The following is a 20,731-nucleotide window of genomic DNA, read 5'->3' as shown; positions in this document are numbered from 1 at the left end:
CATCCCATATCCACCCTTTGAAGGAGTTCCCGCATGCCCGTAGTCCGAGTCAGCTGGTTCGAAGGAAAAGACCATGCGCAAAAGCAAAAGGTCGCCGCCGACATCACCGAAAGCATCGTCCGGCACACCGCCACGGACCCCAACTACATTTACGTTATTTTTGAGGACGTGAAACCGGCCGACTGGGCAGGCGCTGGCAAGCTGTTTGGCCCCGAGCCCGAGCCAAGCGCAGGCTGAGAAGCATCGACATGACAAAGCCTTTACTTCGAGCCGCAGTGGCGGCGTTGATGCTGGCCGCGCTGTCCAGCACCGCGCTGGCCGAGCCAGCCCTGCAGGTGCTGGGCAGGGATTTCGTGTTTCCACAGCGCGTCGCTGGCCTGCCCGGCAAGCTGTCGGAGTTTGCCGGACTGCAGATCAATTCGTTCGTGACCAACGATGGCGTCAAGCTCGCCTACTGGGAGGCCGGCGAGGGTCCGCCCTTGATCTTCGTGCCTGGATGGTCGGCCAACGGCGCGCAGTACATCAACCTGATGGCCTTGCTGGCACGCAGCCACCATGTCTATGTGCTCGATCCGCGCAATCAGGGCTTGTCGCAGCATGTGGAATACGGTGGCCGTATCGCCCGCCATTCGATGGACTTGAAGGAGTTCGGCGATCACATCGGCGTGAAGTCGGCCGATTATGTCGGCCACTCGATGGGGGCGGCCATCCTCTGGAGCTATATCGATCTGTTTGGCACCAGTGGCATCCGCAAGGTGGCATTCGTAGATGAACCCATCTCCATCTATGCCCACGACGATTGGTCAGAAAAAGAGCGCGCTGAGGCCGGTGGCAGCACCACTTCGGCCGAACGCATGGTGGCGGCGTTCACCGCTGGCGGCCCGGCCAGCCAGCTCACGACCGACCTGAAGGTGTTCGGGCGTGCGCAACTGACGGATTCGCCCGCCTTTGTCAACTCGGAGAGCTTTGCCAACGCGTTGGTGAAGAACGATCCCAAGGCCTTGGCGCGTGTGCTGTTCAACCATACTGTCAACGACTGGCGCGACGTGGTCGCCCACAAGATCAACGTGCCCGCCGCCATCTTCTCGGGGCAAGAGAGCAACAACCTGGCCAGCCAGCGCTGGGCGCAATCGGTCATTGCGGGCGCGACGCTCTTTAGCTACACCTCGGCAGAGCAGGGCGACCACTTCTTGATGTTCAAGAACCCGGTTAAATTTGCCGCCGACCTGAATTCTTTTCTGGGCCGATAGCCGCGTCCCAGGCTCAATGCGGCGAAGCGCTGGCTTGGCTCTTTGCAACGGGGTAGAGCCACGGCTTGAACAAGCGGGTCAATTGCGGCGCGACCAGCCAGGTCATCGTGATGACCACCAGCACCGTCAACAACATGATGCGCCCGAGCAGCGGCCAGGGCGCCAGCATGTCGCCCAACGAAAAAAACAGCAGGTAAACCGTTGGGAAGATGCCCAGCCAGGTGACAACGGCAACCTTCCAGCGCGGCGGCGGAACCTGCCTGGATCCGGCTGGCGGCTGAAACCAGTGCGCCAGGCCAGACATTTGCCTGACCAAAGTCTGGCCCTCGATGAATGGGGCTGCCGCTGCCAACCCAAGCGAGCGGGCGGGTGAGTTCTGCCAGGTTTTGAGGTTGATTTCACTGTCAAACGCCAGGACGATGTGATACAGGCTGTCGTATACCCCTTGCTCATCTCCAGGGCGAATCAGTTGCGCGCCCAAATGCCCCTTGAATGTTGCGGCAACGGCAATGATTTGATCCATCACGCGTTCAAACTCAGCCTCGCAACCTTGCTTGACTTGTCGGCTGATCAAAACGGTGACGGCGTGCTCGGCGGTAGAAATCATGACGATCAAAGAATAGTTGCCACACTTTGTGTGGTGTGCCGATTCTGTTGAGATTGCGCGCCGATGTAAACGCATTGCACGTGATAGACACAATCAGGGCGGTGAATAGCGGATGAACTGCGTCGGAGCCCTGCAGCACGCGGCGGCGCTCACTTGCCCTCGCTGTCGGCGAAGAGTTCGACAAGGAGTTGTCGCATCCATAGGCTGGCCGGATCGCGGTTGAACTTGGCGTGCCAGAACAAATTGATGGCAATGTCGGGTATCCGCGCCGGATGGGGGGACGAAACAAGGCCAAAAGGCGCCTCGCAGCGCTGCGCAAACCGCTCCGGCAGCGTGGCGATCAGATCGGTGGTTTGCAGTATGTGCCCCACCGCAATGAAATGCGGAACGACCAGCCGCATCTTGCGCTTGATGCCTGCGCGCTCCAGCAAACCATCGACTTCGCCGTGTCCGGTATTGGCAGACACGACACCCACATGATCGAGTTCCGTAAATTGCGCCAGCGTCATCGGTGATTTGGCGACGGGGTGTCCCTTGCGAAAGACGCACACATACTTGTGGTGAAACAGGCGGCGCTGAAAAAAGCCCGTCTGTAAATTGGGCAATAGGCCCAGAGCCAGATCGACCGTGCCTGACTCCATGTCTTCCTTCAGGTTGGCCGAATTAGGCCGCACCGTGCTGATCCGTATGTTGGGTGCCATCCTGGACAGTGCCACCATCAAAGGCGGCATGAAATACATCTCGCCAATATCGGTCATGGCCAGCTGGAAATTGCGCGAGCTGGTTTTCGGATCAAACGAGTCGCGTGTGGTCAAAGCCGCCTGAAGCGCGTTCAGCGCATAGATCACCGGCTCGGCCAGATACAAGGCATACGGCGTGGGCTCCATCCCGCGTGAGGTTCGCAAAAACAGCTCGTCCTTCAATACGGCACGCAGGCGCTTGAGAGCATTGCTGACAGCCGGCTGTGTCAAGCCCAGCTTCTCCGCCGCCGTGGAAACGCTGCGATCGAGCAGCAGCTGATTGAAGACAAGCAGCAGATTCAGGTCAATTTCACGCAAGTTCATACACCACCTCACTATTCACAGTGGTGATTTTACCTATCAGGTTTAGTTTATCGACTTATATCGCATAGGACTTCAAAATTGCCGCCAACAGGAGACAAAGGCACAAGCCCTCAAAACATGGAACTCGTCGTAGAACCCCTCAACGTGCGCCTGAACGTGGACAGCGGAAGCAATCTGCTGGACGTGCTGATCGCCAACCAATTGCCCATTTCCTACAGCTGCATGTCGGGGCGCTGCGGCACCTGCCGTTGCCGCGTGCTGTCCGGTCAGGTGCGCAGCAGCGGCCCTGAAGCTGGCAGACCCCACTCTGACAAGGACGACTATGTGCTGGCCTGCCAGTCGGTGCTGACCGATAACTGCACCATCGAATTGCCCGAGGTGGACGAGGTCGTGGTGCATACCGCACGCATCGTCAAGGGCACGGTGACGGCCATCGAAGAGGCCACTCATGACATTCGCCGCATCCGGGTCAAGTTGGCCAAGCCGATTGAGTTCAGTCCGGGGCAATATGCAACGCTGCAATTTACGCCCGAACATATCCGGCCCTACTCGATGGCCAGCTTGTGCGATGACGCTGAAATGGAATTCCAGATTCGCCGGGCGCCCGATGGCCGGGTCACCGCATTCGTCTTTGATGACTTGCAGGTGGGGGCGGCGATTCGCGTCAGCGGACCGCTGGGTGGCGCCTACCTGCGGCAAAAGCATACTGGCCCAATGCTCTGCGTGGGGGGTGGAACGGGCCTGGCGCCGGTGCTGTCCATTGTGCGCGGCGCGTTGGCGGCGGGCATGCAAAACCCTATTCATCTCTACTTTGGTGTGCGTAGTGCACAGGACGTGTACGACGCCGAGCGCCTGCAGGCCCTGGCCGCCGCACATCCGAATTTGACTGTCCACATCGTCGTGGCCACCGGCCCTGCCGGTCCAGGCCAGCGCAGCGGTCTGGTCACCGACGCCATTGAAAAAGATCTGAAAACTTTGACAGGCTGGCGCGCTTACCTGTGCGGCGCCCCCGTCATGGTCGATGCCTTGAACCTTCTCGTCACCCGCATGGGCCTGGCGCCAAGCCAAGTTCACGCGGATGCGTTCTACCCCAGCGGCGTCTGAAGAGCGCTGCATTCCCAGACTCACAACCAACTCAAGGAGACAAGCAATGAGTGAAACCAACACCGTGTTCCCCGAAAGCCCTGCGTGGCCAGGGGAAGGAACCAGCCGGGTGCCCTTCTGGGCCTATACCCGTGAAGATCTGTACAAGAAGGAACTGGACCGCCTGTTCTACAACGGTCACTGGTGCTACGTGGGCCTGGAAGCCGAAATACCCAACGCAGGCGACTTCAGGCGCACCGTGATTGGCGAGCGCTCCGTCATCATGGTGCGCGATCCGGACGGCAGCGTGAATGTGATCGAAAACGTCTGCGCCCACCGGGGCATGCGTTTTTGCCGCGAGCGCAACGGCCATGCCAAGGACTTCTTCTGCCCCTATCACCAGTGGAACTACAGCCTCAAGGGCGACCTGCAGGGCGTGCCTTTCATTCGCGGCGTCAAGCAGGAGGGCAAAGTCAATGGCGGCATGCCCAAGGACTTCAAGGTGGCCGATCATGGGCTGACCAAGCTCAAGGTGGCCGTGCGCGGCGGCGTGGTGTTCGCCTCGTTTGACCACGACGTGGAGCCGTTCGAGGAATTTCTTGGCCCCACGATTTTGAAATACTTTGACCGCGTGTTTGATGGCCGCAAGCTGGAGATTCTGGGCTACCGGCGCCAGCGCATTCCTGGAAACTGGAAGCTGATGCAGGAAAACATCAAGGATCCGTATCACCCCGGCCTGCTGCACACCTGGTTCTCCACTTTCGGCCTGTGGCGCGCGGATAACAAGTCCGAATTGAAGATGGACGACAAGTTCCGCCACGCCGCCATGATTTCCACCCGGGGACAGGGCGGCAAGAACGCCGATGTGGTATCTGGCGTGGACAGCTTCAAGGACCAGATGAAGGTCAATGATCCGCGTTTGCTGGACATCGTGCCGGAGCCCTGGTGGGGCGGCCCCACGGCCGTGATGACCACGATTTTCCCAAGCGTGATCATCCAGCAGCAGGTCAACAGCGTGTCCACGCGGCATATCCAGCCCAACGGCCACGGCTCTTTTGACTTTGTCTGGACGCACTTCGGCTTTGCCGACGACACGCCAGAAATGAAAGAACGCCGCCTGATCCAGGCTAATCTGTTCGGACCTGCAGGCTTCGTCTCAGCCGACGACGGCGAAGTCATCGAATGGTCACAACAGGGTTTCGAGCAAAAACCGGCGCACCGCACCGTGATCGAGATGGGCGGGCGCGACATTGGCGACACCGATCACATGGTCACCGAGACCCTGATCCGTGGCATGTACGACTACTGGCGCAAGGTGATGGGGGAATAAAACATGATCGACTTCAAGACTTACTTCGAACTGCTCAATCTCTACAGCGACTACGCCATGGTCTGCGATTCGTCAGAGTGGGAAAAATGGCCCGAATTCTTTGTGGAAGAAGGCACGTACCGGCTTCAGCCGCGCGAGAACTTCGACCAGGGCCTACCCCTTTGCCTGCTGGCGCTCGAGAGCAAGAACATGATCCGCGACCGGGTGTATGGCGTCAAGGAAACGATGTACCACGACCCGTACTACCAGCGCCACATCGTGGGCACGCCCCGCGTGGTGTCCGTGGCGCGTGACATCTACGGCGAGCGCATCACCTCGGAAGCGAACTACACCGTGATCCGCACCAAGTTCGATGGCGATTCGACGGTCTTCAATGTGGGTTACTACCGCGATGTCATCGTGAGGACGCCGGAAGGGCTGAAGTTCCAGTCGCGTCTGTGCGTCTACGACAGCGAAATGATCGCCAACTCGATCATCTATCCCATTTAAGGAAAAACAATGGCTGAAAACTGGACGGATGCCGCAGCCCTTGCGGATGTTCCCGAGGGTGATGTGATGGCGGTGCAGGTGGCGGGCAAGGAGATTGCTCTGTACGAAGTGGAAGGCGAAGTCTTCGCAACGGACAACTTCTGCACCCATGGCCATGCGCGCATGAGTGACGGCTTTCTCGAAGGCCGTGAAATCGAATGCCCCTTGCATCAGGGCAGGTTCGATGTATGCACCGGCCAGGCCCTGTGCGCACCGCTGACCGAGAACATCAAGACCTACGCGGTCCGCATCGAGAACATGCGCGTGATGTTGAACCTCGACTGAATTGATTGACTTGAGCGCTTCCCGTGAGAAGCGCTCATCCCTATTAGGAGACAAAAACCATGAAATTCCATTCCATCGTCAAGACCATTGCGTGCAGTACCGCCGCTTTGTGCCTGTCTGCCGCTCATGCGGAGGTAAAAATTGGCTTTACAGGTCCTCTGTCCGGCCCGGTCGCTGCGGTGGGCCAAGACCAGTACGACGGTTTCATGCTGGGCATCGAAGCCTTGGGGCAAAAGCTCGGTGGCGAGGCGGTCACGGTCTTGCGCGAAGATGACCAGCTCAAGCCCGAGTTGGGCAACCAGATTGCGCGCAAGCTGATTGACCGCGACAAGGTGGACGCGATTGTGGGATTGGGATTCTCCAATGTGCTGATGGCGAGTTTGCCGCGCATCGTGGAATCCAAGACCGTCGCCATCGCCACCAATGCAGGCCCGTCCCCGCTGGCCGGTGCCGGTTGCCTGCCCAATGTGTTCTCCATGGCCTGGCAAAACGACGGCACGGCCGAGGCGATGGGCAAGTTCGCGCAGGACAGCGGCTACAAGCGCGTCTATCTGATGGCGCCCAACTACCAAGCCGGCAAGGACTATGTCGCCGGCTTCAAGCGCTATTTCAAGGGCCAGGTGCTTGACGAGGTGTACACCCAGGTCAACCAGCCCGACTATTCCGCCGAGATCGCGCAGTTGCAGTCTGCCGGACCCGATGCCGTGTTCGTGTTCTATCCGGGCGGCATGGGCGTGAACTTCGTCAAGCAGTTCAGCCAGGCCGGCCTGATGAAGAAGCTCCCGCTGCTGTCCGCCTTCACCGTGGATGGAACCACCCTGCCCTCCTTGCGCGATGCCGCCGTCGGAACCATTTCGGGCGCGATGTGGGACGTGGCGCTGAAGACGCCGGGCAATGCCGAGTTCATTGCCAGCTTCACCAAAAAGTACGGTCGCGTCCCCAGCCATTACGCCGCGGTAGGGTATGACACCGCCAAGCTGCTGGACATTGCCGTGCGCAAGGTCAAGGGAAACACGGCCGACAAGGCGGCATTCGCAGTTGCGGTCAAGTCCGCAGGGTCCGAGTTGAAATCCATCCGGGGTTCCTTCCGGTTCAACACCAACAACATGCCGGTTCAGAACTACTACGCCTTCCAGACCGTCAAGGAAGGCACTGTGGTCACCGTCAAACTTTTGAGCACACCGCTGCCGGATCACCAGGATTCCTACGTCGCGCAATGCAAGGTTAAGTGATGTCAGCGTCCTTGCTCATCGCGCAGTTGCTCAACGGCCTGCAGTACGGCGTCATGCTGTTTCTGCTGGCCGCCGGCCTGACCCTAGTGTTTGGCATCATGAGCTTCGTCAACCTGGCGCACGGTTCGCTGTACATGCTGGGCGCTTATGCTGCGGCCGTGGTCGGTGCGTACACCGACTCCTTTGCTCTGGGTGTGCTCGCGGCGGTGGTGACCGGTGTGGTTGTCGGGCTTGTACTCGAATGGGTTGCAGTCTCCAGGCTCTACCGGCGTGACCACCTCGACCATGTATTGGCGACCTTTGGCCTGGTGCTCTTCTTCAATGAAGTGGTGCGCATGATCTGGGGGCCGCAGCCTGTCTTTGTGTCGCTGCCCGAGTCGCTTTCCGGCACCGTTGAGTTCCTGGGCTTCAGCTACCCCACCTATCGCTTCCTGATCATTGCGGTGGGCCTGGCGGTGGCCGCTGGCAGCCAGTGGCTAATCCACAAGACCCGCGTGGGGATGCTGATACGCGCCGGTTCGGTCAACCCGCAGATGGTGGGCGCGCTGGGCGTGAACATCGGACTGCTCAACGCCATGCTGTTCGCGCTGGGTTCGGCCCTGGCGGCGCTGGCCGGTGCCATGGCCGGGCCTATCCTGTCGGTGCAAAGTGGCATGGGCGAGCCCGTCCTCATCACGACGCTGGTGGTGATCGTGATTGGCGGCATTGGCTCGGTGCATGGCGCGCTGTATGCCGGAATCATTGTCGGCATGGTCGATACGCTGGGGCGAACCTTTCTGCCCATGCTCATCCGCGTCTTTGCCGACCGGGAAGTCGCCAACGCCGCCGGTCCCGCCCTGGCTTCCATGCTGATTTACCTGCTGATGGCAGTGATTCTGGCGTGGCGTCCGCAAGGCCTGTTTCCCGCATTCAAGGTCAAATCATGAAAAATCTGCTACGACCGGCGCAGCTCATACCAGTGCTCCTGCTGCTGGCACTGGCCGTGCTGCCCCCGATTGCCGCCGGGCTTGATGACAACTTTTGGGTGTCATTTTTTGCCCGCGTGCTGGTGTACGCCATTGCTGCGAGCGCCTTGAACATTGCGCTGGGCTTCGGCGGCCTGGTCAGCCTGGGACATGCCCTCTTTATCGGCATTGGCATGTACAGCGTATCGCTGCCTGCCTACTATGGCGTGTCTTCCGGCTGGGTCCATCTGGGCATCTGCGTGCTGGCGTGTGCAGCAGTTGGGGGCCTGACCGGGCTGATCAGCCTGCGCACCTCCGGTATCGCCTTCATCATGATCACGCTGGCTTTCGCGCAAATGGGCTACTTTGTCATTGTCAGCCTCAAGCAGTATGGCGGTGACGACGGCATGAGCATTACTGCTGCCAGTGATTTTTTTGGCCTGCAATTGAACACGCCCTTGGCGGTCTATTACTGCGCCTGGGGCTTGCTGGCGGGCCTGACCTACTGGGTCATGCGTCTGCGGGCCTCGCCCTTTGGCATGGCCTTGCGCGCAGGACGCCAGAATGCCCGGCGGGTCATGTCCGTGGGATTGGCGCTGCAGCGCTACCAGCTTGCCGCCTACATTTTGTCCGCCATCTTGTGCGGCGTGGCGGGCTTGCTGCTGGCCAATCTGAACGCCTATGCTTCGCCCAGCAGCATGGCCTGGACGGTATCGGGTGAACTGATCGTCATGGTGGTGCTGGGGGGCTTGGGCAGCGTCTTTGGGCCACTGTTGGGCGCGCTGGCCTTTCTCGGCGCCGAAGAGTTACTCAAAGCCGCCACCGAGCATTGGATGGCGGTGTTTGGTCTGGCCATTTTGGCCGTTGCCATGCTGGGAAAAACCGGCCTGGCAGGCTGGCTGGAGAGCCTGAGCACCAAGGAGTCCAAAGCATGAAGACGCTGCTGCAAACCGAAGCCCTTATCAAACGCTACGGCGCCATCCTGGTCACAGACCAGGTGTCTCTGGATGTCAGGGAAGGCGAACTGCACGCCATCATCGGCCCCAATGGCGCAGGCAAGACCACCTTGATCAACCAGCTGTCGGGTGAGTTGGGCTCGGACAGCGGGCATATCCGCTTTGGCGATGAAGACGTGACGGCCCTGGGCATCAATGCGCGCGCCCGCATGGGCTTGGTGCGCTCCTACCAGATCACCTCGGTGTTCGATGAATTCACGGTACTGGAAAACGCCACGCTGGCCGCCCTGGGTGCGCGCACCCATGCGTTCCGGTTCTGGCGCTCCCTGCTCGGCGACCGCGAGGCCCTGGCTGCGGCGCAGGAAGGCATAGAGGCTGCCGGGCTCAGCGCGCGCACCCATGCACCGGCATCGGAACTGGGCTATGGCGAGCGCCGCCAGTTGGAGCTGGCCATGGCGCTGGCGGCGCGGCCGAAATTTCTGCTGCTCGATGAGCCAATGGCGGGCATGAGCGTGCAGGAGTCGGCTGCCGTGGTTGCGCTGCTCAAGTCGCTCAAACGCAAGTACACGATTTTGCTGGTCGAGCATGACATGAACGCGGTGTTCGCACTGGCAGACCGCATCAGCGTGCTGGTTTATGGTCGCCTGATGGTGACGGGTACCCCCGAGGAAATTCGTGGCAATGAAGAAGTGCGTGCCATTTATCTCGGTGAAGAGGAGATCGCTTGATCATGAAGCCTTTATTGAACGTGACGGGTTTGAAGGCTGGTTATGGCGCGGCACAAGTGCTCTTTGGCGTCGATCTGTCGATGGCCGAGGGCGAGGTGATCACCTTGCTGGGGCGCAACGGCATGGGCCGCTCGACCACCATCAAGTGCCTGTTTGGATTGTTGGAGCCCAAGGCAGGAGAAATCGAGTTTGGCGGCAAGCGCACGGAGCGCCTGCCGTCGCACCAGATCGCCAAGCTGGGCTTGGGCCTGGTGCCCGAAGGGCGCCAGATTTTCCCGAACCTGACGGTGGAAGAAAACCTGATTGCCACGGCGCGCAGCAATGCCGCCAATGGCCTGAAGCACTGGAGCCTGGAGCGGGTGTATGGCTTCTTCCCGCGATTGCAAGAGCGCCGCAGCAACATGGGCTCGCAGCTCTCCGGCGGTGAGCAGCAAATGCTGGCCATCGGCCGGGCCTTGCTGACCAATCCGCGCCTGGTCGTGCTGGACGAAGCGACCGAAGGACTGGCGCCACTCATTCGCGCGGAAATCTGGCACGCGCTGGGGGAACTGAAGTCCGAAGGTCTTTCCCTGATCGTGATCGACAAAAACCTGGGCCCCTTGCTGGAGTTGGCAGATCGCCATTTCGTGCTGGAAAAGGGCTTGGTCGTCTGGTCCGGTACTTCGACCCAATTGCGCGCTGACCCGCGCATCGTGCATGAGTACTTGGGTGTTTAAAAAAAACCAATCCTGCGGCTGTGCAGAGAGGAAGACATGACGAGCGATGCTAAATCCAAGGCCACCAACATCATTCGCGCGGAACACCGGGCTTTAGGCGCCGTGATCAACAACATCAAGGCGATGCTGATCGAAGTCCAGGCGCAGCGCATGAAGATGGATTTCCCGCTCTTTTGGGCCATGGTCTATTACATCGACGCGTTTCCTGACCGTCTGCATCACCCGAAAGAAGACGACTGGCTGTTCGCACGCCTGAAGCAGCGCACGCAGCAGGCCGACGGCCTGATTGACGCCCTGCAGAGCCAGCACCAGGCGGAGGCGGCAGCCTTGGGCAGCATCCGGCGCGACCTGGGGAACTTCGAAGCCGGCGTGCCTGGAAGCCTGGAGACGCTGCAAACCACCGTCGCGGCCTATGCCGACTTCACCTGGAAGCACCTGCGCGCGGAGGAAAACGAACTCTTGCCGCTTGCAGAGGCGCACCTTCTGGCATCGGACTGGGATGCCATTGCCCATGCCTTTGCACAAAACGCAGATCCCCTGATGGGCTCGGCGGATAGCGCGTTGTTTGACGCGCTGTTTCACGACATCGTCAAACGCACCCCTGCGCCCCTGGGTCTGGGTGCAGCCTGATTCATACTGGAGAACACACATGCAAGACAACAATCGATTTGATACCCTGGGGCGTCTGGAAGACTTGCCGCAGGCCTACCGCGACCAGCTCACCCAACGCAACCTGGTTCCCCTGTGGCCCAGCCTGCGTGGCGTGTTGCCGCCGAACATTCCGACGCGCAAGACACAGACCACGCATTGGCCCTATCGCGAGATTCGCGAGTTGTTGATTGAGGCCGGTGAGTTGACGCCCATCGAGAAGGCCGAGCGCCGCGTGCTGGTGCTGGCCAATCCGGGGCACGGCCTGACCAATATGCAGGCCAGCGCGGCCATGTACCTGGGCATGCAGCTGCTGCTGCCGGGAGAACTGGCGCCAGCCCACCGCCATACGCCCAACGCGGTTCGCATGGTGGTCGAGGGCGAGGGCGCATGGACCCTGGTGGGTGGCGAAAAATGCCCCATGCACCGAGGTGATCTGATCCTGACGCCCACTGGCCTGTGGCATGAGCACGGCCATGATGGCAAAGATCCGGTGATCTGGCTGGATGTATTGGATCTGCCGCTGATCTACTACACGGAGACCTCATACCATCTGGAAGGCCCCAGCCAGAGCGCCACATCCAGTCAAGGCTTCAAGGCCTATGCCCGTGGTGGCGTGGCGCCCACCAAGGTGTTTCAGCGCGCGGACAAGGCTTATCCCATGCTGCGCTATCCCTGGGCCGATGCCAAGGCGGCCTTGCTGTCGCTGGCCGAGGAGCAAGCAGGATCGGACGCAGTTCAAGTCACCTACGTGAATCCCGAGACCGGCGCGGACGCGGAAAACATTCTGGGCTTTTATGCGCTGATGTTGCGTCCCGGCGAGACCTTGCGCCTGCCAGCACGCTCACCGGCCCAGGTATTCCATCAGATTGAAGGCCAGAGCGATGTCGAAGTGGAGGCTACCTGCTTCACGATGGTCGAAGCCGACACTTGCTGCGCGCCCGGCTATACCGCCGTGACGCTGAAGAACCGCTCTGCCACGACGCCAGCGTTCTTGTTTGTGGCCGATGAAGCGCCACTGCACCGCAAGCTCGGCGTGTACGAAAACCGAGGCTGAGTTTCAAGCAGCCTTTCTGCAGCGATCCGAATGGATACTTCCTTTTAACTTTTTCCAAATAAGAGCATGATCATGACCCAATACCTGTTTAGCGCCCCACCCGTAATGTCCGTTTCCGTTCGTGGCCTGGACGCCAGCTTCCCGATCAATCGGCTGTTCTTTGTCGGCCGCAACTACCATGCCCATGCAGTGGAGATGGGGCGTCCGGTGGACAAGTCGGTGGAGCGCCCGTTTTACTTCACCAAGGCGCCGCAGACCCTGACAGCTTCGGGCGCCACCGTGGCTTACCCACCCGAGACCGGCAACTACCACTTCGAGATGGAGATGGTTGTGGCGATTGGCAAGGCAGGCTTTCGCGTGAAGGCCGAAGACGCCCACACGCTGATCTACGGCTACGCCGCCGGCCTGGACATGACGCGGCGCGACCTGCAACTGGTCGCGCGCGACAAGGGCCGTCCCTGGGACCTGGGCAAGGACGTGGAGCAGTCGTCCGTCTGCTCGGACATCGTGCCGATGGAAGGTGTGGTGATTGACAGCGGCGCCATCGCCCTGGAAGTCAATGGCCAGACCAAGCAGTCGTCCAATGTAGACAAGCTGATCTGGAATGTCCGTGAAATCATCGCTGACCTGTCGCTTTTTTACCACCTGCAGCCCGGCGACCTGATTTACACCGGCACGCCCGAAGGCGTGGGCCCGGTGGTGGCTGGCGACAAGATTACCGGTCGCGTCGAAGGTGTGGCCGAGGTGGCCCTGACGGTAGGCGAACCCGAGTAAGCACACGCAATGAAGCTCTATAACTTTTTTCGCAGCGGGACGTCCCACCGGCTGCGCATTGCGCTCAATCTCAAGGGGCCGGACTACGACTACGTGGCGGTAGACCTGCGCAAGAATGAACACCAGGGTGCGGCCTTCAAAGCCCTCAATCCGCAGGGTCTGGTGCCAGCGCTGGTGGAGGACGAGTTGGTGCTGACGCAGTCCGTGGCCATCATCGAATGGCTCGAAGAGCGCTACCCCACGCCCGCGCTGCTGCCCACGGATATCAACGCTAGAACCCATGTGCGGGCGCTGGCAGCGGTGGTCGGATGCGACATTCACCCAGTCAACAACAAGCGTATTCTGGACACGCTGCGCGCCAGCTTTGGCGCTGATGACGCTGCCATCAACACTTGGTGCGCCACCTGGATTGCCGCCGGCTTTGATGCTTATGAAGCCCTGCTGGCGGCAGATCCCCGGCGAGCGGGCTTTAGCTTCGGCAATGCACCGACCATCGCCGATGTATACCTGATTCCACAAATTGAGAGCGCACGCCGCTTCAAGGTGGATCTGGGGCGCTGGCCACTTATCATGGAAGTGGATGCGCAGTGCGGCACTCTGGAGGCCTTTCAACGTGCTGCACCTATGGCTCAGCCCGACGCATCGTAAGTAGCCTGACGCCCACTTTTTGAAGGCCTAGCCATGCGATCCATTTTCTTCTCGACACGGGCTGATCGGATCGCACTGGCACGACAAAGGTATTTTGAAGACGGCGAGCTGCCATCAGGGGTAGTCAGCGAAGCCGTCTTCCAGTCCTGGGCCAGATGCCTTAGGCAAAAGCAGGATCCGCGCGGACGCGTGGAGTTTCAAGCGGTGTCCGCCAGCCGGGCGCACTTGGCCGTGCAAAAAAACCGCTTGTTGCGCGATGCTTGGCTGGCCGAGGCCAGCGAACTGGACGCAGTGCTGGGAGCCACGAATTGCGGCGCCATGCTGACAGACCCCAGCGGGGTCGTCATTGGGACAACCTGTTCCAGGCGTGAAAATGAAAAGATCACGCCGGTGGCACACCGCATCGGCGTCAATTTTTCAGAAGAGGCCATCGGCACGTCGGCGCCCGGCATTGTGGCGCGCACCGGCCAGCAGGCCTGCGTTCAGGGGGCAGAACACTACTTCGAGAGTGTCAACCTGATGCACTGCGCGGCCGCGCCCATTCGCGATATTTATGGCAATCTGGCTGGCGTACTGGATATGTCCAGTGAAGGAATTGCTTTTAATTTTGATGCAGCCACAGTGGTCGGCATTTACGCCTCTTCGATTGAAAATCGTTTGCTGGTATCGCAATCCGATGAGCACCTGATCGTGCGCTTTCAGATTTCCCTCGCCATGCTTGACACCCCGATGGCCTGCCTGATGGGCGTGAACATGGCGGGTCAGATCGTCTGGCGAAACGCTGCAGCATCACGGCTTTTAGGTGTGAGCCCGGAGGGCGAATGCCCAAAGCCTTGCACGGTTGACGAGGTATTGCAGCGCAGCTTTTCGGAGCTGGCATCAACGCCGGGCACCGGCAGTTCGCTGTTGCGTCTGCCCAATGGACTGCTGGTGCATGTGCGCTGCGAGCTCCAGGCGCGTGACGGGCACCGCCAACTTTTTGCCATGAGGCAGCCGGTGCAAGAGGCCTCATGGGTGGAAAAAACCCGGGACGATCCTCTGCCTACTGCAAGCGTCCCGGAACACAACACCGCACTTGCCGCAGTGGACCCGTCCGAGCCCGCCAGCCTGCGTGACGCTGACGTTGACCTGATTGCCAGAACCCTCAAAGAGTGCGGCGGCAACGTCTCCGCCGCGGCCAGGAAGCTGCGGGTGTCCCGTGGACTGATCTACCGCCGCATCCAGGGCGCGTAGACAGCCTGCACACGGGGCCAGCAGACGAGGTCTCAGCGCCCTTTTACAGGCCAAGTTGTTCCCATATGGAACAACCGGACTCTAGGGTATTCCCGATGTATTTGACGCAGTAGTAGTTACCTAAAGTTGGTTCCAGGCGGCGCAGTTTGCGCGTACGGCATGCGCCGCTGGAGACAACTTTTTAACAACACTACAACTTCAAACCGCATGACTATGAATTCCGATTCAAAAAACCTGAATGCCCCCTCGGATGGCTTGCTGGAACATCTTGAACGTGCCCTGATTTCTGGCCGCATGAACCGCCGCGGCTTTATGCGCGCAGCCACGGCAGCCGGTTTTTCCAGCGTGGGGCTCAGTGCGCTGGCGGACGAACTGGACGCCATTCGCGCCAACCAGAACGAGCGCAGCGCCAAGGTGCTCAGCGCTTATGACTATGTGGTGGTCGGTACCGGCTCGGCGGCCTGCGCGCTGGTCGGCAGACTGGCAACCCGCAAGGACGCTTCCATTCTCATGATTGAGGCGGGCGACTGGGACACGGCGCCTTCCGTGATGGACCCGAGCGTCTGGTTCACCAATCTGGGTACCGAGCGGGACTGGAAGGACGTGGCACTGGCCGCACCGAGCACCAACAACCGCGCCATTCCCGAACACATGGGGCGCGTGGTGGGCGGGGGCAGCAGCATCAATGCAACCATCTGGGCGCGCCCCTTCAAGGCAGACCTGGAATACTGGGGCAATGCCAGTGGCGACCGGGCCTGGGGATACGAGTCCGGGCTCGAAATCTACCGGCGCATGGAAAGCTGGCAAGGTGCCCCGGACGCCCGTTATCGTGGCAAGAACGGCCCCGTCTGGTGCCAGCCGGCGAAGGACCCGCACCCGGTGGCACCCGCCATGCTGGCGGCTTGCCGTGCCCTGGGCTATCCGGTGTTGAATGACCTGAATGGCGCGCGCGAGGAAAGCGGCATTGGTTTCGCCCTGATGAACCAGATCATCTGCGACGGGCGCCGTCAGAGCATGGCCCGCTCTTACCTGTACCCGGTCCTGGCGCGCCCCAACGTCACCGTCTTGGTCAACACCCATGTGGATCGCCTGACCTTCTCGGGCACCAAGGTCACGGGCGTTCAGATCGCCACGGCGGGCGGCGTCAAGAACATCAGCGCCAACACCGAAGTCATCGTGAGTGCCGGCGGCATCAACACCCCCAAGCTGCTCATGCTCAGCGGCATTGGCGACGAAGCGCAGTTGCGCCAGCACGGTATCAAGACGCTAGTCAACGCCAAGGAAGTGGGACGCAATTTCCAGGACCACATCCTGCATGGCGGCTGCATCTGGGAGCCCAAGGAACACATTCCCCATCGCAACAGCGCGGCCAACGCAGCGGGCTTTCTCAAGAGCCAGGCATCGCTGGCATCTCCTGACATCAATCTGGTGCAGATCGAGCTGCCCTATGCCAGCGATGTGATTGGCAAGGAGTATTCGCCTCCGCCCACCAGCTGGGCGCTGTGCGCGGGCCTGGTGGCGCCCAAGAGCCGTGGCGAAATCCGCCTCAGCTCGGCCAATCCAGCCGACCGTCCGGTGGTCGACGCCCGCTTCATGAGCCATCCGGACGACGTCAAGGCGCTGGCCTTTGGCATCGAGGTGTGCCGCGAAATTGGCAATTCTTCGGCCATGAAGGACTTCGTCAAGCGCGAGGTGGCGCCTGGCAAGACCTTGACGGGCAAGGCCATGGAGGACTTTATCCGCAATGGCGCGACCACCTATTTCCACCAGTCGGGCACCTGCCGCATGGGCAAGGACGCCGAGGCGGTGGTGGACTCCAAGCTGCGCGTGAACGGCGTGCAGGGGCTGCGCATCGCCGACAGTTCCATCATGCCGCGCATTGCCGGTGTGGCCACCATGGCCACCTGCGCCCTCATCGGTGAACGCATGGCAGACATCCTGACCGAACGCGGCTAAATCACCCATTCACTCAAACTATTGACCCAAGGAATGCACCATGGAATCCCAACTCATCATTGACAACCAATCCGTCGCCGCCAAGTCCGGTGAAACCTTCAACCGCATCCATCCCGATAGCGGAGAAGTGATCACCAGCGCCGCGGCCGGCGGCGTGGAGGACGCGGTTGCGGCCGCCGATTCGGCCCACACTGCCTTCCAGAGCTGGCGCAACACCGCACCGAGCGAGCGCCGCCGCCTGCTGCTCAAGACCGCCGACATTCTGGAATCCAAGACGCCGCAGTTCATCGAAGTAATGGCGGCCGAAGTGGGCGCCGCCGCGCTGTGGGCCGGTTTTAACGTGCATCTGGCCGCCAACCTGTTCCGCGAAGCCGCGTCCATGGTCACCCAGATCCAGGGTGAAACCATTCCGACCGACAAGCCCGGCGCACTCTCCATGACCGTGCGTCAGCCCGTCGGCGTGATCCTGAGCATCGTGCCGTGGAACGGCCCGGTGGTGCTTGCCGCCCGTGCCATTGCCTACCCGATTGCCTGCGGCAACACCGTGGTGTTCCGCGCGTCCGAGGCCAGTCCCAAGACCCATCTGCTGGTGGCCGATGCGTTGGTGGAAGCCGGTTTCCCGCCCGGCGTGCTCAATGTGGTGACCAATGCGCCCAAGGACGCGCCGGAAGTGATCGATGCGCTGATTGCGCACAAGGCGGTGCGCCGCATCAACTTCACCGGCTCCACCCGCGTTGGCCGCATCATTGCGCAAAAGGCGGCCACCCATCTCAAGCGCTGCCTGCTGGAGCTGGGCGGCAAGTCGCCGCAGGTGGTGCTCGACGATGCCGACATCGACGAAGCCGTGAAGGCCGCGGTGTTCGGCTCCTTCCTGTACCAGGGCCAGATTTGCATGTCCACCGAACGCCTGGTGGTGGACGAGGCCGTTGCCGACGAATTTGTCGCCAAGTTTGCCGCCCGCGCCCAGGAACTGGTGATGGGTGACCCGCGCGTCAATCCAGCCTGCGTGATCGGGCCCATGGTGGCCAGTGACTCGGGCCCGCGCCTGAACGCCCTGATTGATGATGCCCTGGCCAAGGGTGCGACCCTGGCCTGCGGCGGCAAAGCAGTGGGAGCGGTCATGCCGGCCACCATCGTGGACCATGTCAAGGCGGACATGAAGATCTACGACGAGGAAACCTTTGGCCCGGTCACCACCGTGGTGCGCGTCAAGGGGGTGGAGCAAGCGCTGCAGGTGGCAAACGACAGCGCCTATGGACTGTCCTCGGCCGTCTTTGGCCGCGATGTCACCCGCGCACTCGGCGTTGCCATGCGCATGGAATACGGCTCGGTTCACATCAACGGCTCGACCGTGCAGAACGAGGCCCAGGCGCCCTACGGCGGCACCAAGAACAGCGGCTATGGCAAGTTCGACGGCCGGGCGGTGATCGACGAATTCACGGAATTGAAGTGGATCACGGTGGAGCCATCCGTTCAGACCTATCCGGTCTAGGACATGGACTGCGCGGGGTGCCTGCACCCCACGCCCCATGCATTCCATCGCCCTGAGGCGACTTGGGATCTCACCCGGTTCGTTCGAAATCGTCCACCGTTCTATTGCTGCCCCGTCAGGGCCGCAGATGGCCTGGGCGCGAACGTCCGGGTTACAAGGTTCAAGGCTTTGAACGAGTGATCAGGGAAGCCGGGCCCCTTTGCAGCTCGGCATGCACATGGTGATTCATCGTCCTCAACAGGACGATGGAGTCATCTTTTTTTAAAAAATTGGAGACAAAATGAATACTTGCAACGTGCTGAAATTGAAAGCACTGACAGCGGCAATTCTGTTGGCAACCCTGGGCAGTGCCGCACAGGCGACAGAGGGCGGCGGCGGCGTCTACCCCAACGGCAATGAAAACTACCTGGCCGGCGCATTGCCCCCTCCTGGCACGTACTTTTTGACGTACGCATCGCGCTATGAAGCGTCAACGCTGCGCGACAACAACGGCAACAGGATTCCCCTGGACTTCAATGTTCAGGCGAACGCCCTGGCGCTGCGCGTAGTCCGGGTAACAGATCAACAGCTGCTCGGTGGTCAGTTGCTGTTCCATGCGGTCGCTCCCCTGGTCAACCTCAAGGTCAAGGCCGGAGCCGCCAACGGCAGTACCTCGGGCCTTGCCGACATGGTGTTCGGCACCGGACTAGGCTACCACGCATCGGACAAGCTCCACTATGTGTGGGCGGTGGACGTCACGGCGCCAACGGGCAGCTATGACAGCAACAAGCTGGCCAACCTCGGCCGGAACTACTGGAACATCGAGCCCGTCTTTGCAGTGACCTATGTCCAGCCAACGGGCATCAATGCGGATGTGAAGGTCATGTATGACTTCAACGGTGTCAATCACGCGACCGACTACCGTTCTGGCCAGGAACTCCACGCCGACTATTCCGTCGGATGGGCGCTGGGCAACGGATGGACGGTGGGTGTGGGCGGCTTCGTCTACCAGCAAATCACGGATGACAAGAAAAACGGCGTCACCGTTGCCAATAACAAGGGCCGGGCTTATGCCATCGGCCCCTCCGTCAAATATGACACCGGAAAGGGTTGGTTTGTAATGGCAAAGCTTGAACAGGAGCATGGCGTCTTGAACCGGGCCGAAGGGTCAACCTTCAGAATCAAGGCGCTTCTGCCCTTCTGATCGAGGCCCTCCCTCCACATCGATTCGTCGAATCGATGTGCCGCCCAAAGCCTGGACGCTTCCAGGCTTTTTTTACGCTTGCAAGTGACCGGGTTCGCTGCAAGCGCACCCATCACACATCACAGGCAGCCTTGGCCCCGGCGAGCGCGCAGGGCGTGCGGCCTCGCGTCCGGCCTTGCCCATCGCCAGCACGTCGGCGCGCCAACAGGGCTGCGGGTGCCAAGAACCAGCACAAAGGTGTGCCACTCCTGCCGCTGGCCACACGATTGAACCGAAAAATGGAATTGTTAATCTTAAATCGGCAAGTTTATCTTTTGATATGAAACAAATACAGTTCATGCACTCCCTCAACCAACCAGGAATTGACATGAAAGTTACCCTCATCGGCGCCGGCAACATGGGCGCAGGATTCGTCAAACAACTCACCGCCGCAGGCCACCAGGTTCGCGTGACTGCGCGCGATTTGACCAAGGCGCAGGCCCTGGCCAGCGCCCATGCAGGCGCCACGGCCGTGCCTGCAGCGCAGGCGCTGGGCGACTCGCAGGTCGTCATCGTCGCCACCGGCTACGCCGATGCTGTCCCTGCGCTGAAGGCGCTCGGCTCGCTCGAAGGCCGCATCGTGATCGACATCACCAATCCGCTGACGGCCGACTACATGGGCCTGACACTGGGCTTCGACACATCGGCCGCCGAAGAGATCGCCAAGGCATTGCCCGGCGCGCAGGTGGTGAAGGCTTTCAACACCGTGCTGGCCCAGGTGCTGGCCGAAGGCCCGGCCTTCCCGAACGGCCAGACCGTGCCGGTCTTTTACGCCGGCGACGACGAGCGCGCCAAGCAGACCGTGCGCGCATTGGCTGAAAGCATCGGTTTCCAACCGTTTGACGCGGGCGGGCTGAAGAACGCGCGCTACCTGGAGCCGGTGGCGGGCCTGAACATCTATTTCGCCTACGGCGCCGGGCAAGGCACGCAGATCGCGCCCACCTGGATCCGTCGCGACTGATTCGGCTCCCCCTCAAC

General features: G+C 60.8%; 22 protein-coding genes. 20 read left to right on the top strand and 2 right to left on the bottom strand.

Annotated features, from left to right (window positions below; translation table 11 throughout):
- The first annotated feature begins 33 nt into the window (after positions 1–33).
- Both ABLV49_RS24675 and ABLV49_RS24670 read left to right on the top strand, forming a co-directional pair.
- A complete protein-coding gene (locus ABLV49_RS24675) occupies positions 34–237 on the top strand; it encodes a tautomerase family protein (RefSeq protein WP_349282879.1) in 204 nt (67 codons plus the stop codon).
- An 11-nt stretch (positions 238–248) separates the two neighbouring features.
- Entirely contained in the window at positions 249–1,250 is a 1,002-nt protein-coding gene (locus ABLV49_RS24670; protein ID WP_349282877.1) for an alpha/beta fold hydrolase, read from the top strand.
- 13 nt (positions 1,251–1,263) lie between these two features.
- Here ABLV49_RS24670 and ABLV49_RS24665 read toward each other — a convergent pair whose 3' ends face one another.
- Together ABLV49_RS24665 and ABLV49_RS24660 are read right to left on the bottom strand one after the other, a co-directional pair.
- Positions 1,264–1,932: an antibiotic biosynthesis monooxygenase gene (locus ABLV49_RS24665; protein WP_349282875.1), complete on the bottom strand. Its 669-nt coding sequence runs from the start codon at positions 1,930–1,932 to the stop codon at positions 1,264–1,266.
- 74 nt (positions 1,933–2,006) lie between these two features.
- The gene (locus ABLV49_RS24660; protein WP_349282873.1) at positions 2,007–2,921 is read right to left on the bottom strand and encodes a LysR family transcriptional regulator; all 915 of its coding nucleotides are present in this window, start codon (positions 2,919–2,921) and stop codon (positions 2,007–2,009) included.
- Positions 2,922–3,038: 117 nt separating this feature from the next.
- Here ABLV49_RS24660 and ABLV49_RS24655 point away from each other — a divergent pair, with 117 nt between their 5' ends.
- The 18 genes from ABLV49_RS24655 to ABLV49_RS24570 all read left to right on the top strand — a co-directional run bounded on the left by ABLV49_RS24655 (position 3,039) and on the right by ABLV49_RS24570 (position 20,714).
- Positions 3,039–4,025, top strand: coding sequence for a 2Fe-2S iron-sulfur cluster-binding protein (locus ABLV49_RS24655; RefSeq protein ID WP_349282871.1), 987 nt, complete (start codon positions 3,039–3,041; stop codon positions 4,023–4,025).
- 46 nt (positions 4,026–4,071) lie between these two features.
- A complete protein-coding gene (gene nagG / locus ABLV49_RS24650; RefSeq protein WP_349282870.1) occupies positions 4,072–5,334 on the top strand; it encodes a salicylate 5-hydroxylase large oxygenase NagG in 1,263 nt (420 codons plus the stop codon).
- Between the two features lie 3 nt (positions 5,335–5,337).
- Complete coding sequence (gene nagH / locus ABLV49_RS24645; protein ID WP_349282868.1) at positions 5,338–5,823, top strand: dalicylate 5-hydroxylase small oxygenase NagH; 486 nt, start codon at positions 5,338–5,340, stop codon at positions 5,821–5,823.
- 9 nt (positions 5,824–5,832) lie between these two features.
- The gene (nagAb, locus tag ABLV49_RS24640; protein ID WP_349282867.1) at positions 5,833–6,147 is read left to right on the top strand and encodes a naphthalene 1,2-dioxygenase/salicylate 5-hydroxylase systems ferredoxin NagAb; all 315 of its coding nucleotides are present in this window, start codon (positions 5,833–5,835) and stop codon (positions 6,145–6,147) included.
- A gap of 59 nt (positions 6,148–6,206) precedes the next feature.
- Complete coding sequence (locus tag ABLV49_RS24635; protein ID WP_349282866.1) at positions 6,207–7,379, top strand: ABC transporter substrate-binding protein; 1,173 nt, start codon at positions 6,207–6,209, stop codon at positions 7,377–7,379.
- Positions 7,379–8,305 carry a branched-chain amino acid ABC transporter permease gene (locus ABLV49_RS24630; RefSeq protein WP_349282865.1) on the top strand — a complete coding sequence of 309 codons (927 nt, stop codon included), beginning with the start codon at positions 7,379–7,381 and terminating at the stop codon, positions 8,303–8,305. The genes ABLV49_RS24635 and ABLV49_RS24630 overlap by 1 nt, the downstream gene beginning before the upstream one ends.
- The gene (locus ABLV49_RS24625) at positions 8,302–9,258 is read left to right on the top strand and encodes a branched-chain amino acid ABC transporter permease (RefSeq protein WP_349282863.1); all 957 of its coding nucleotides are present in this window, start codon (positions 8,302–8,304) and stop codon (positions 9,256–9,258) included. Before ABLV49_RS24630 ends, ABLV49_RS24625 begins: the two co-directional genes overlap by 4 nt.
- Positions 9,255–10,007 carry an ABC transporter ATP-binding protein gene (locus tag ABLV49_RS24620; RefSeq protein ID WP_349282862.1) on the top strand — a complete coding sequence of 251 codons (753 nt, stop codon included), beginning with the start codon at positions 9,255–9,257 and terminating at the stop codon, positions 10,005–10,007. The genes ABLV49_RS24625 and ABLV49_RS24620 overlap by 4 nt, the downstream gene beginning before the upstream one ends.
- Before the next feature lie 2 nt (positions 10,008–10,009).
- Entirely contained in the window at positions 10,010–10,723 is a 714-nt protein-coding gene (locus ABLV49_RS24615; RefSeq protein ID WP_349282860.1) for an ABC transporter ATP-binding protein, read from the top strand.
- Positions 10,724–10,759: 36 nt separating this feature from the next.
- Complete coding sequence (locus ABLV49_RS24610) at positions 10,760–11,353, top strand: hemerythrin domain-containing protein (protein WP_349282858.1); 594 nt, start codon at positions 10,760–10,762, stop codon at positions 11,351–11,353.
- Between the two features lie 19 nt (positions 11,354–11,372).
- Positions 11,373–12,428, top strand: coding sequence for a cupin domain-containing protein (locus tag ABLV49_RS24605; protein ID WP_349282856.1), 1,056 nt, complete (start codon positions 11,373–11,375; stop codon positions 12,426–12,428).
- A gap of 66 nt (positions 12,429–12,494) precedes the next feature.
- Positions 12,495–13,202, top strand: a complete 708-nt coding sequence (locus ABLV49_RS24600) for a fumarylacetoacetate hydrolase family protein (protein WP_349282854.1) — start codon at positions 12,495–12,497, stop codon at positions 13,200–13,202.
- 9 nt (positions 13,203–13,211) lie between these two features.
- A complete protein-coding gene (maiA, locus tag ABLV49_RS24595; RefSeq protein ID WP_349282852.1) occupies positions 13,212–13,850 on the top strand; it encodes a maleylacetoacetate isomerase in 639 nt (212 codons plus the stop codon).
- A gap of 189 nt (positions 13,851–14,039) precedes the next feature.
- Positions 14,040–15,083 (top strand): helix-turn-helix domain-containing protein, encoded by a 1,044-nt coding sequence (locus ABLV49_RS24590; protein ID WP_349282849.1) that lies wholly within the window; start codon positions 14,040–14,042, stop codon positions 15,081–15,083.
- A 207-nt stretch (positions 15,084–15,290) separates the two neighbouring features.
- Entirely contained in the window at positions 15,291–17,039 is a 1,749-nt protein-coding gene (locus tag ABLV49_RS24585) for a GMC family oxidoreductase (protein WP_349282847.1), read from the top strand.
- A 40-nt stretch (positions 17,040–17,079) separates the two neighbouring features.
- Positions 17,080–18,531: an aldehyde dehydrogenase gene (locus tag ABLV49_RS24580; protein ID WP_349282845.1), complete on the top strand. Its 1,452-nt coding sequence runs from the start codon at positions 17,080–17,082 to the stop codon at positions 18,529–18,531.
- Positions 18,532–18,811: 280 nt separating this feature from the next.
- Positions 18,812–19,714, top strand: coding sequence for a SphA family protein (locus tag ABLV49_RS24575; protein ID WP_349282843.1), 903 nt, complete (start codon positions 18,812–18,814; stop codon positions 19,712–19,714).
- Between the two features lie 367 nt (positions 19,715–20,081).
- Positions 20,082–20,714, top strand: a complete 633-nt coding sequence (locus tag ABLV49_RS24570) for an NADPH-dependent F420 reductase (protein WP_349282841.1) — start codon at positions 20,082–20,084, stop codon at positions 20,712–20,714.
- Positions 20,715–20,731 lie beyond the last annotated feature (17 nt).

The sequence above is a fragment of the Polaromonas hydrogenivorans genome, from assembly GCF_040105105.1.
Taxonomy (GTDB): Bacteria; Pseudomonadota; Gammaproteobacteria; order Burkholderiales; family Burkholderiaceae_C; genus Polaromonas; species Polaromonas hydrogenivorans.
This window is presented reverse-complemented; position numbering and strand designations above follow the sequence as displayed.

Excerpts from the sequence above, each read along its gene's own strand:
- ABLV49_RS24675 (WP_349282879.1), top strand. The coding sequence starts at position 34 with ATGCCCGTAGTCCGAGTCAGCTGGTTCGAAGGAAAAGACCATGCGCAA.
- ABLV49_RS24670 (WP_349282877.1), top strand. The coding sequence starts at position 249 with ATGACAAAGCCTTTACTTCGAGCCGCAGTGGCGGCGTTGATGCTGGCC.
- ABLV49_RS24665 (WP_349282875.1), bottom strand. The coding sequence starts at position 1,932 with ATGCGTTTACATCGGCGCGCAATCTCAACAGAATCGGCACACCACACA.
- ABLV49_RS24660 (WP_349282873.1), bottom strand. The coding sequence starts at position 2,921 with ATGAACTTGCGTGAAATTGACCTGAATCTGCTGCTTGTCTTCAATCAG.
- ABLV49_RS24655 (WP_349282871.1), top strand. The coding sequence starts at position 3,039 with ATGGAACTCGTCGTAGAACCCCTCAACGTGCGCCTGAACGTGGACAGC.
- nagG (WP_349282870.1), top strand. The coding sequence starts at position 4,072 with ATGAGTGAAACCAACACCGTGTTCCCCGAAAGCCCTGCGTGGCCAGGG.
- nagH (WP_349282868.1), top strand. The coding sequence starts at position 5,338 with ATGATCGACTTCAAGACTTACTTCGAACTGCTCAATCTCTACAGCGAC.
- nagAb (WP_349282867.1), top strand. The coding sequence starts at position 5,833 with ATGGCTGAAAACTGGACGGATGCCGCAGCCCTTGCGGATGTTCCCGAG.
- ABLV49_RS24635 (WP_349282866.1), top strand. The coding sequence starts at position 6,207 with ATGAAATTCCATTCCATCGTCAAGACCATTGCGTGCAGTACCGCCGCT.
- ABLV49_RS24630 (WP_349282865.1), top strand. The coding sequence starts at position 7,379 with ATGTCAGCGTCCTTGCTCATCGCGCAGTTGCTCAACGGCCTGCAGTAC.
- ABLV49_RS24625 (WP_349282863.1), top strand. The coding sequence starts at position 8,302 with ATGAAAAATCTGCTACGACCGGCGCAGCTCATACCAGTGCTCCTGCTG.
- ABLV49_RS24620 (WP_349282862.1), top strand. The coding sequence starts at position 9,255 with ATGAAGACGCTGCTGCAAACCGAAGCCCTTATCAAACGCTACGGCGCC.
- ABLV49_RS24615 (WP_349282860.1), top strand. The coding sequence starts at position 10,010 with ATGAAGCCTTTATTGAACGTGACGGGTTTGAAGGCTGGTTATGGCGCG.
- ABLV49_RS24610 (WP_349282858.1), top strand. The coding sequence starts at position 10,760 with ATGACGAGCGATGCTAAATCCAAGGCCACCAACATCATTCGCGCGGAA.
- ABLV49_RS24605 (WP_349282856.1), top strand. The coding sequence starts at position 11,373 with ATGCAAGACAACAATCGATTTGATACCCTGGGGCGTCTGGAAGACTTG.
- ABLV49_RS24600 (WP_349282854.1), top strand. The coding sequence starts at position 12,495 with ATGATCATGACCCAATACCTGTTTAGCGCCCCACCCGTAATGTCCGTT.
- maiA (WP_349282852.1), top strand. The coding sequence starts at position 13,212 with ATGAAGCTCTATAACTTTTTTCGCAGCGGGACGTCCCACCGGCTGCGC.
- ABLV49_RS24585 (WP_349282847.1), top strand. The coding sequence starts at position 15,291 with ATGACTATGAATTCCGATTCAAAAAACCTGAATGCCCCCTCGGATGGC.
- ABLV49_RS24580 (WP_349282845.1), top strand. The coding sequence starts at position 17,080 with ATGGAATCCCAACTCATCATTGACAACCAATCCGTCGCCGCCAAGTCC.
- ABLV49_RS24575 (WP_349282843.1), top strand. The coding sequence starts at position 18,812 with ATGAATACTTGCAACGTGCTGAAATTGAAAGCACTGACAGCGGCAATT.
- ABLV49_RS24570 (WP_349282841.1), top strand. The coding sequence starts at position 20,082 with ATGAAAGTTACCCTCATCGGCGCCGGCAACATGGGCGCAGGATTCGTC.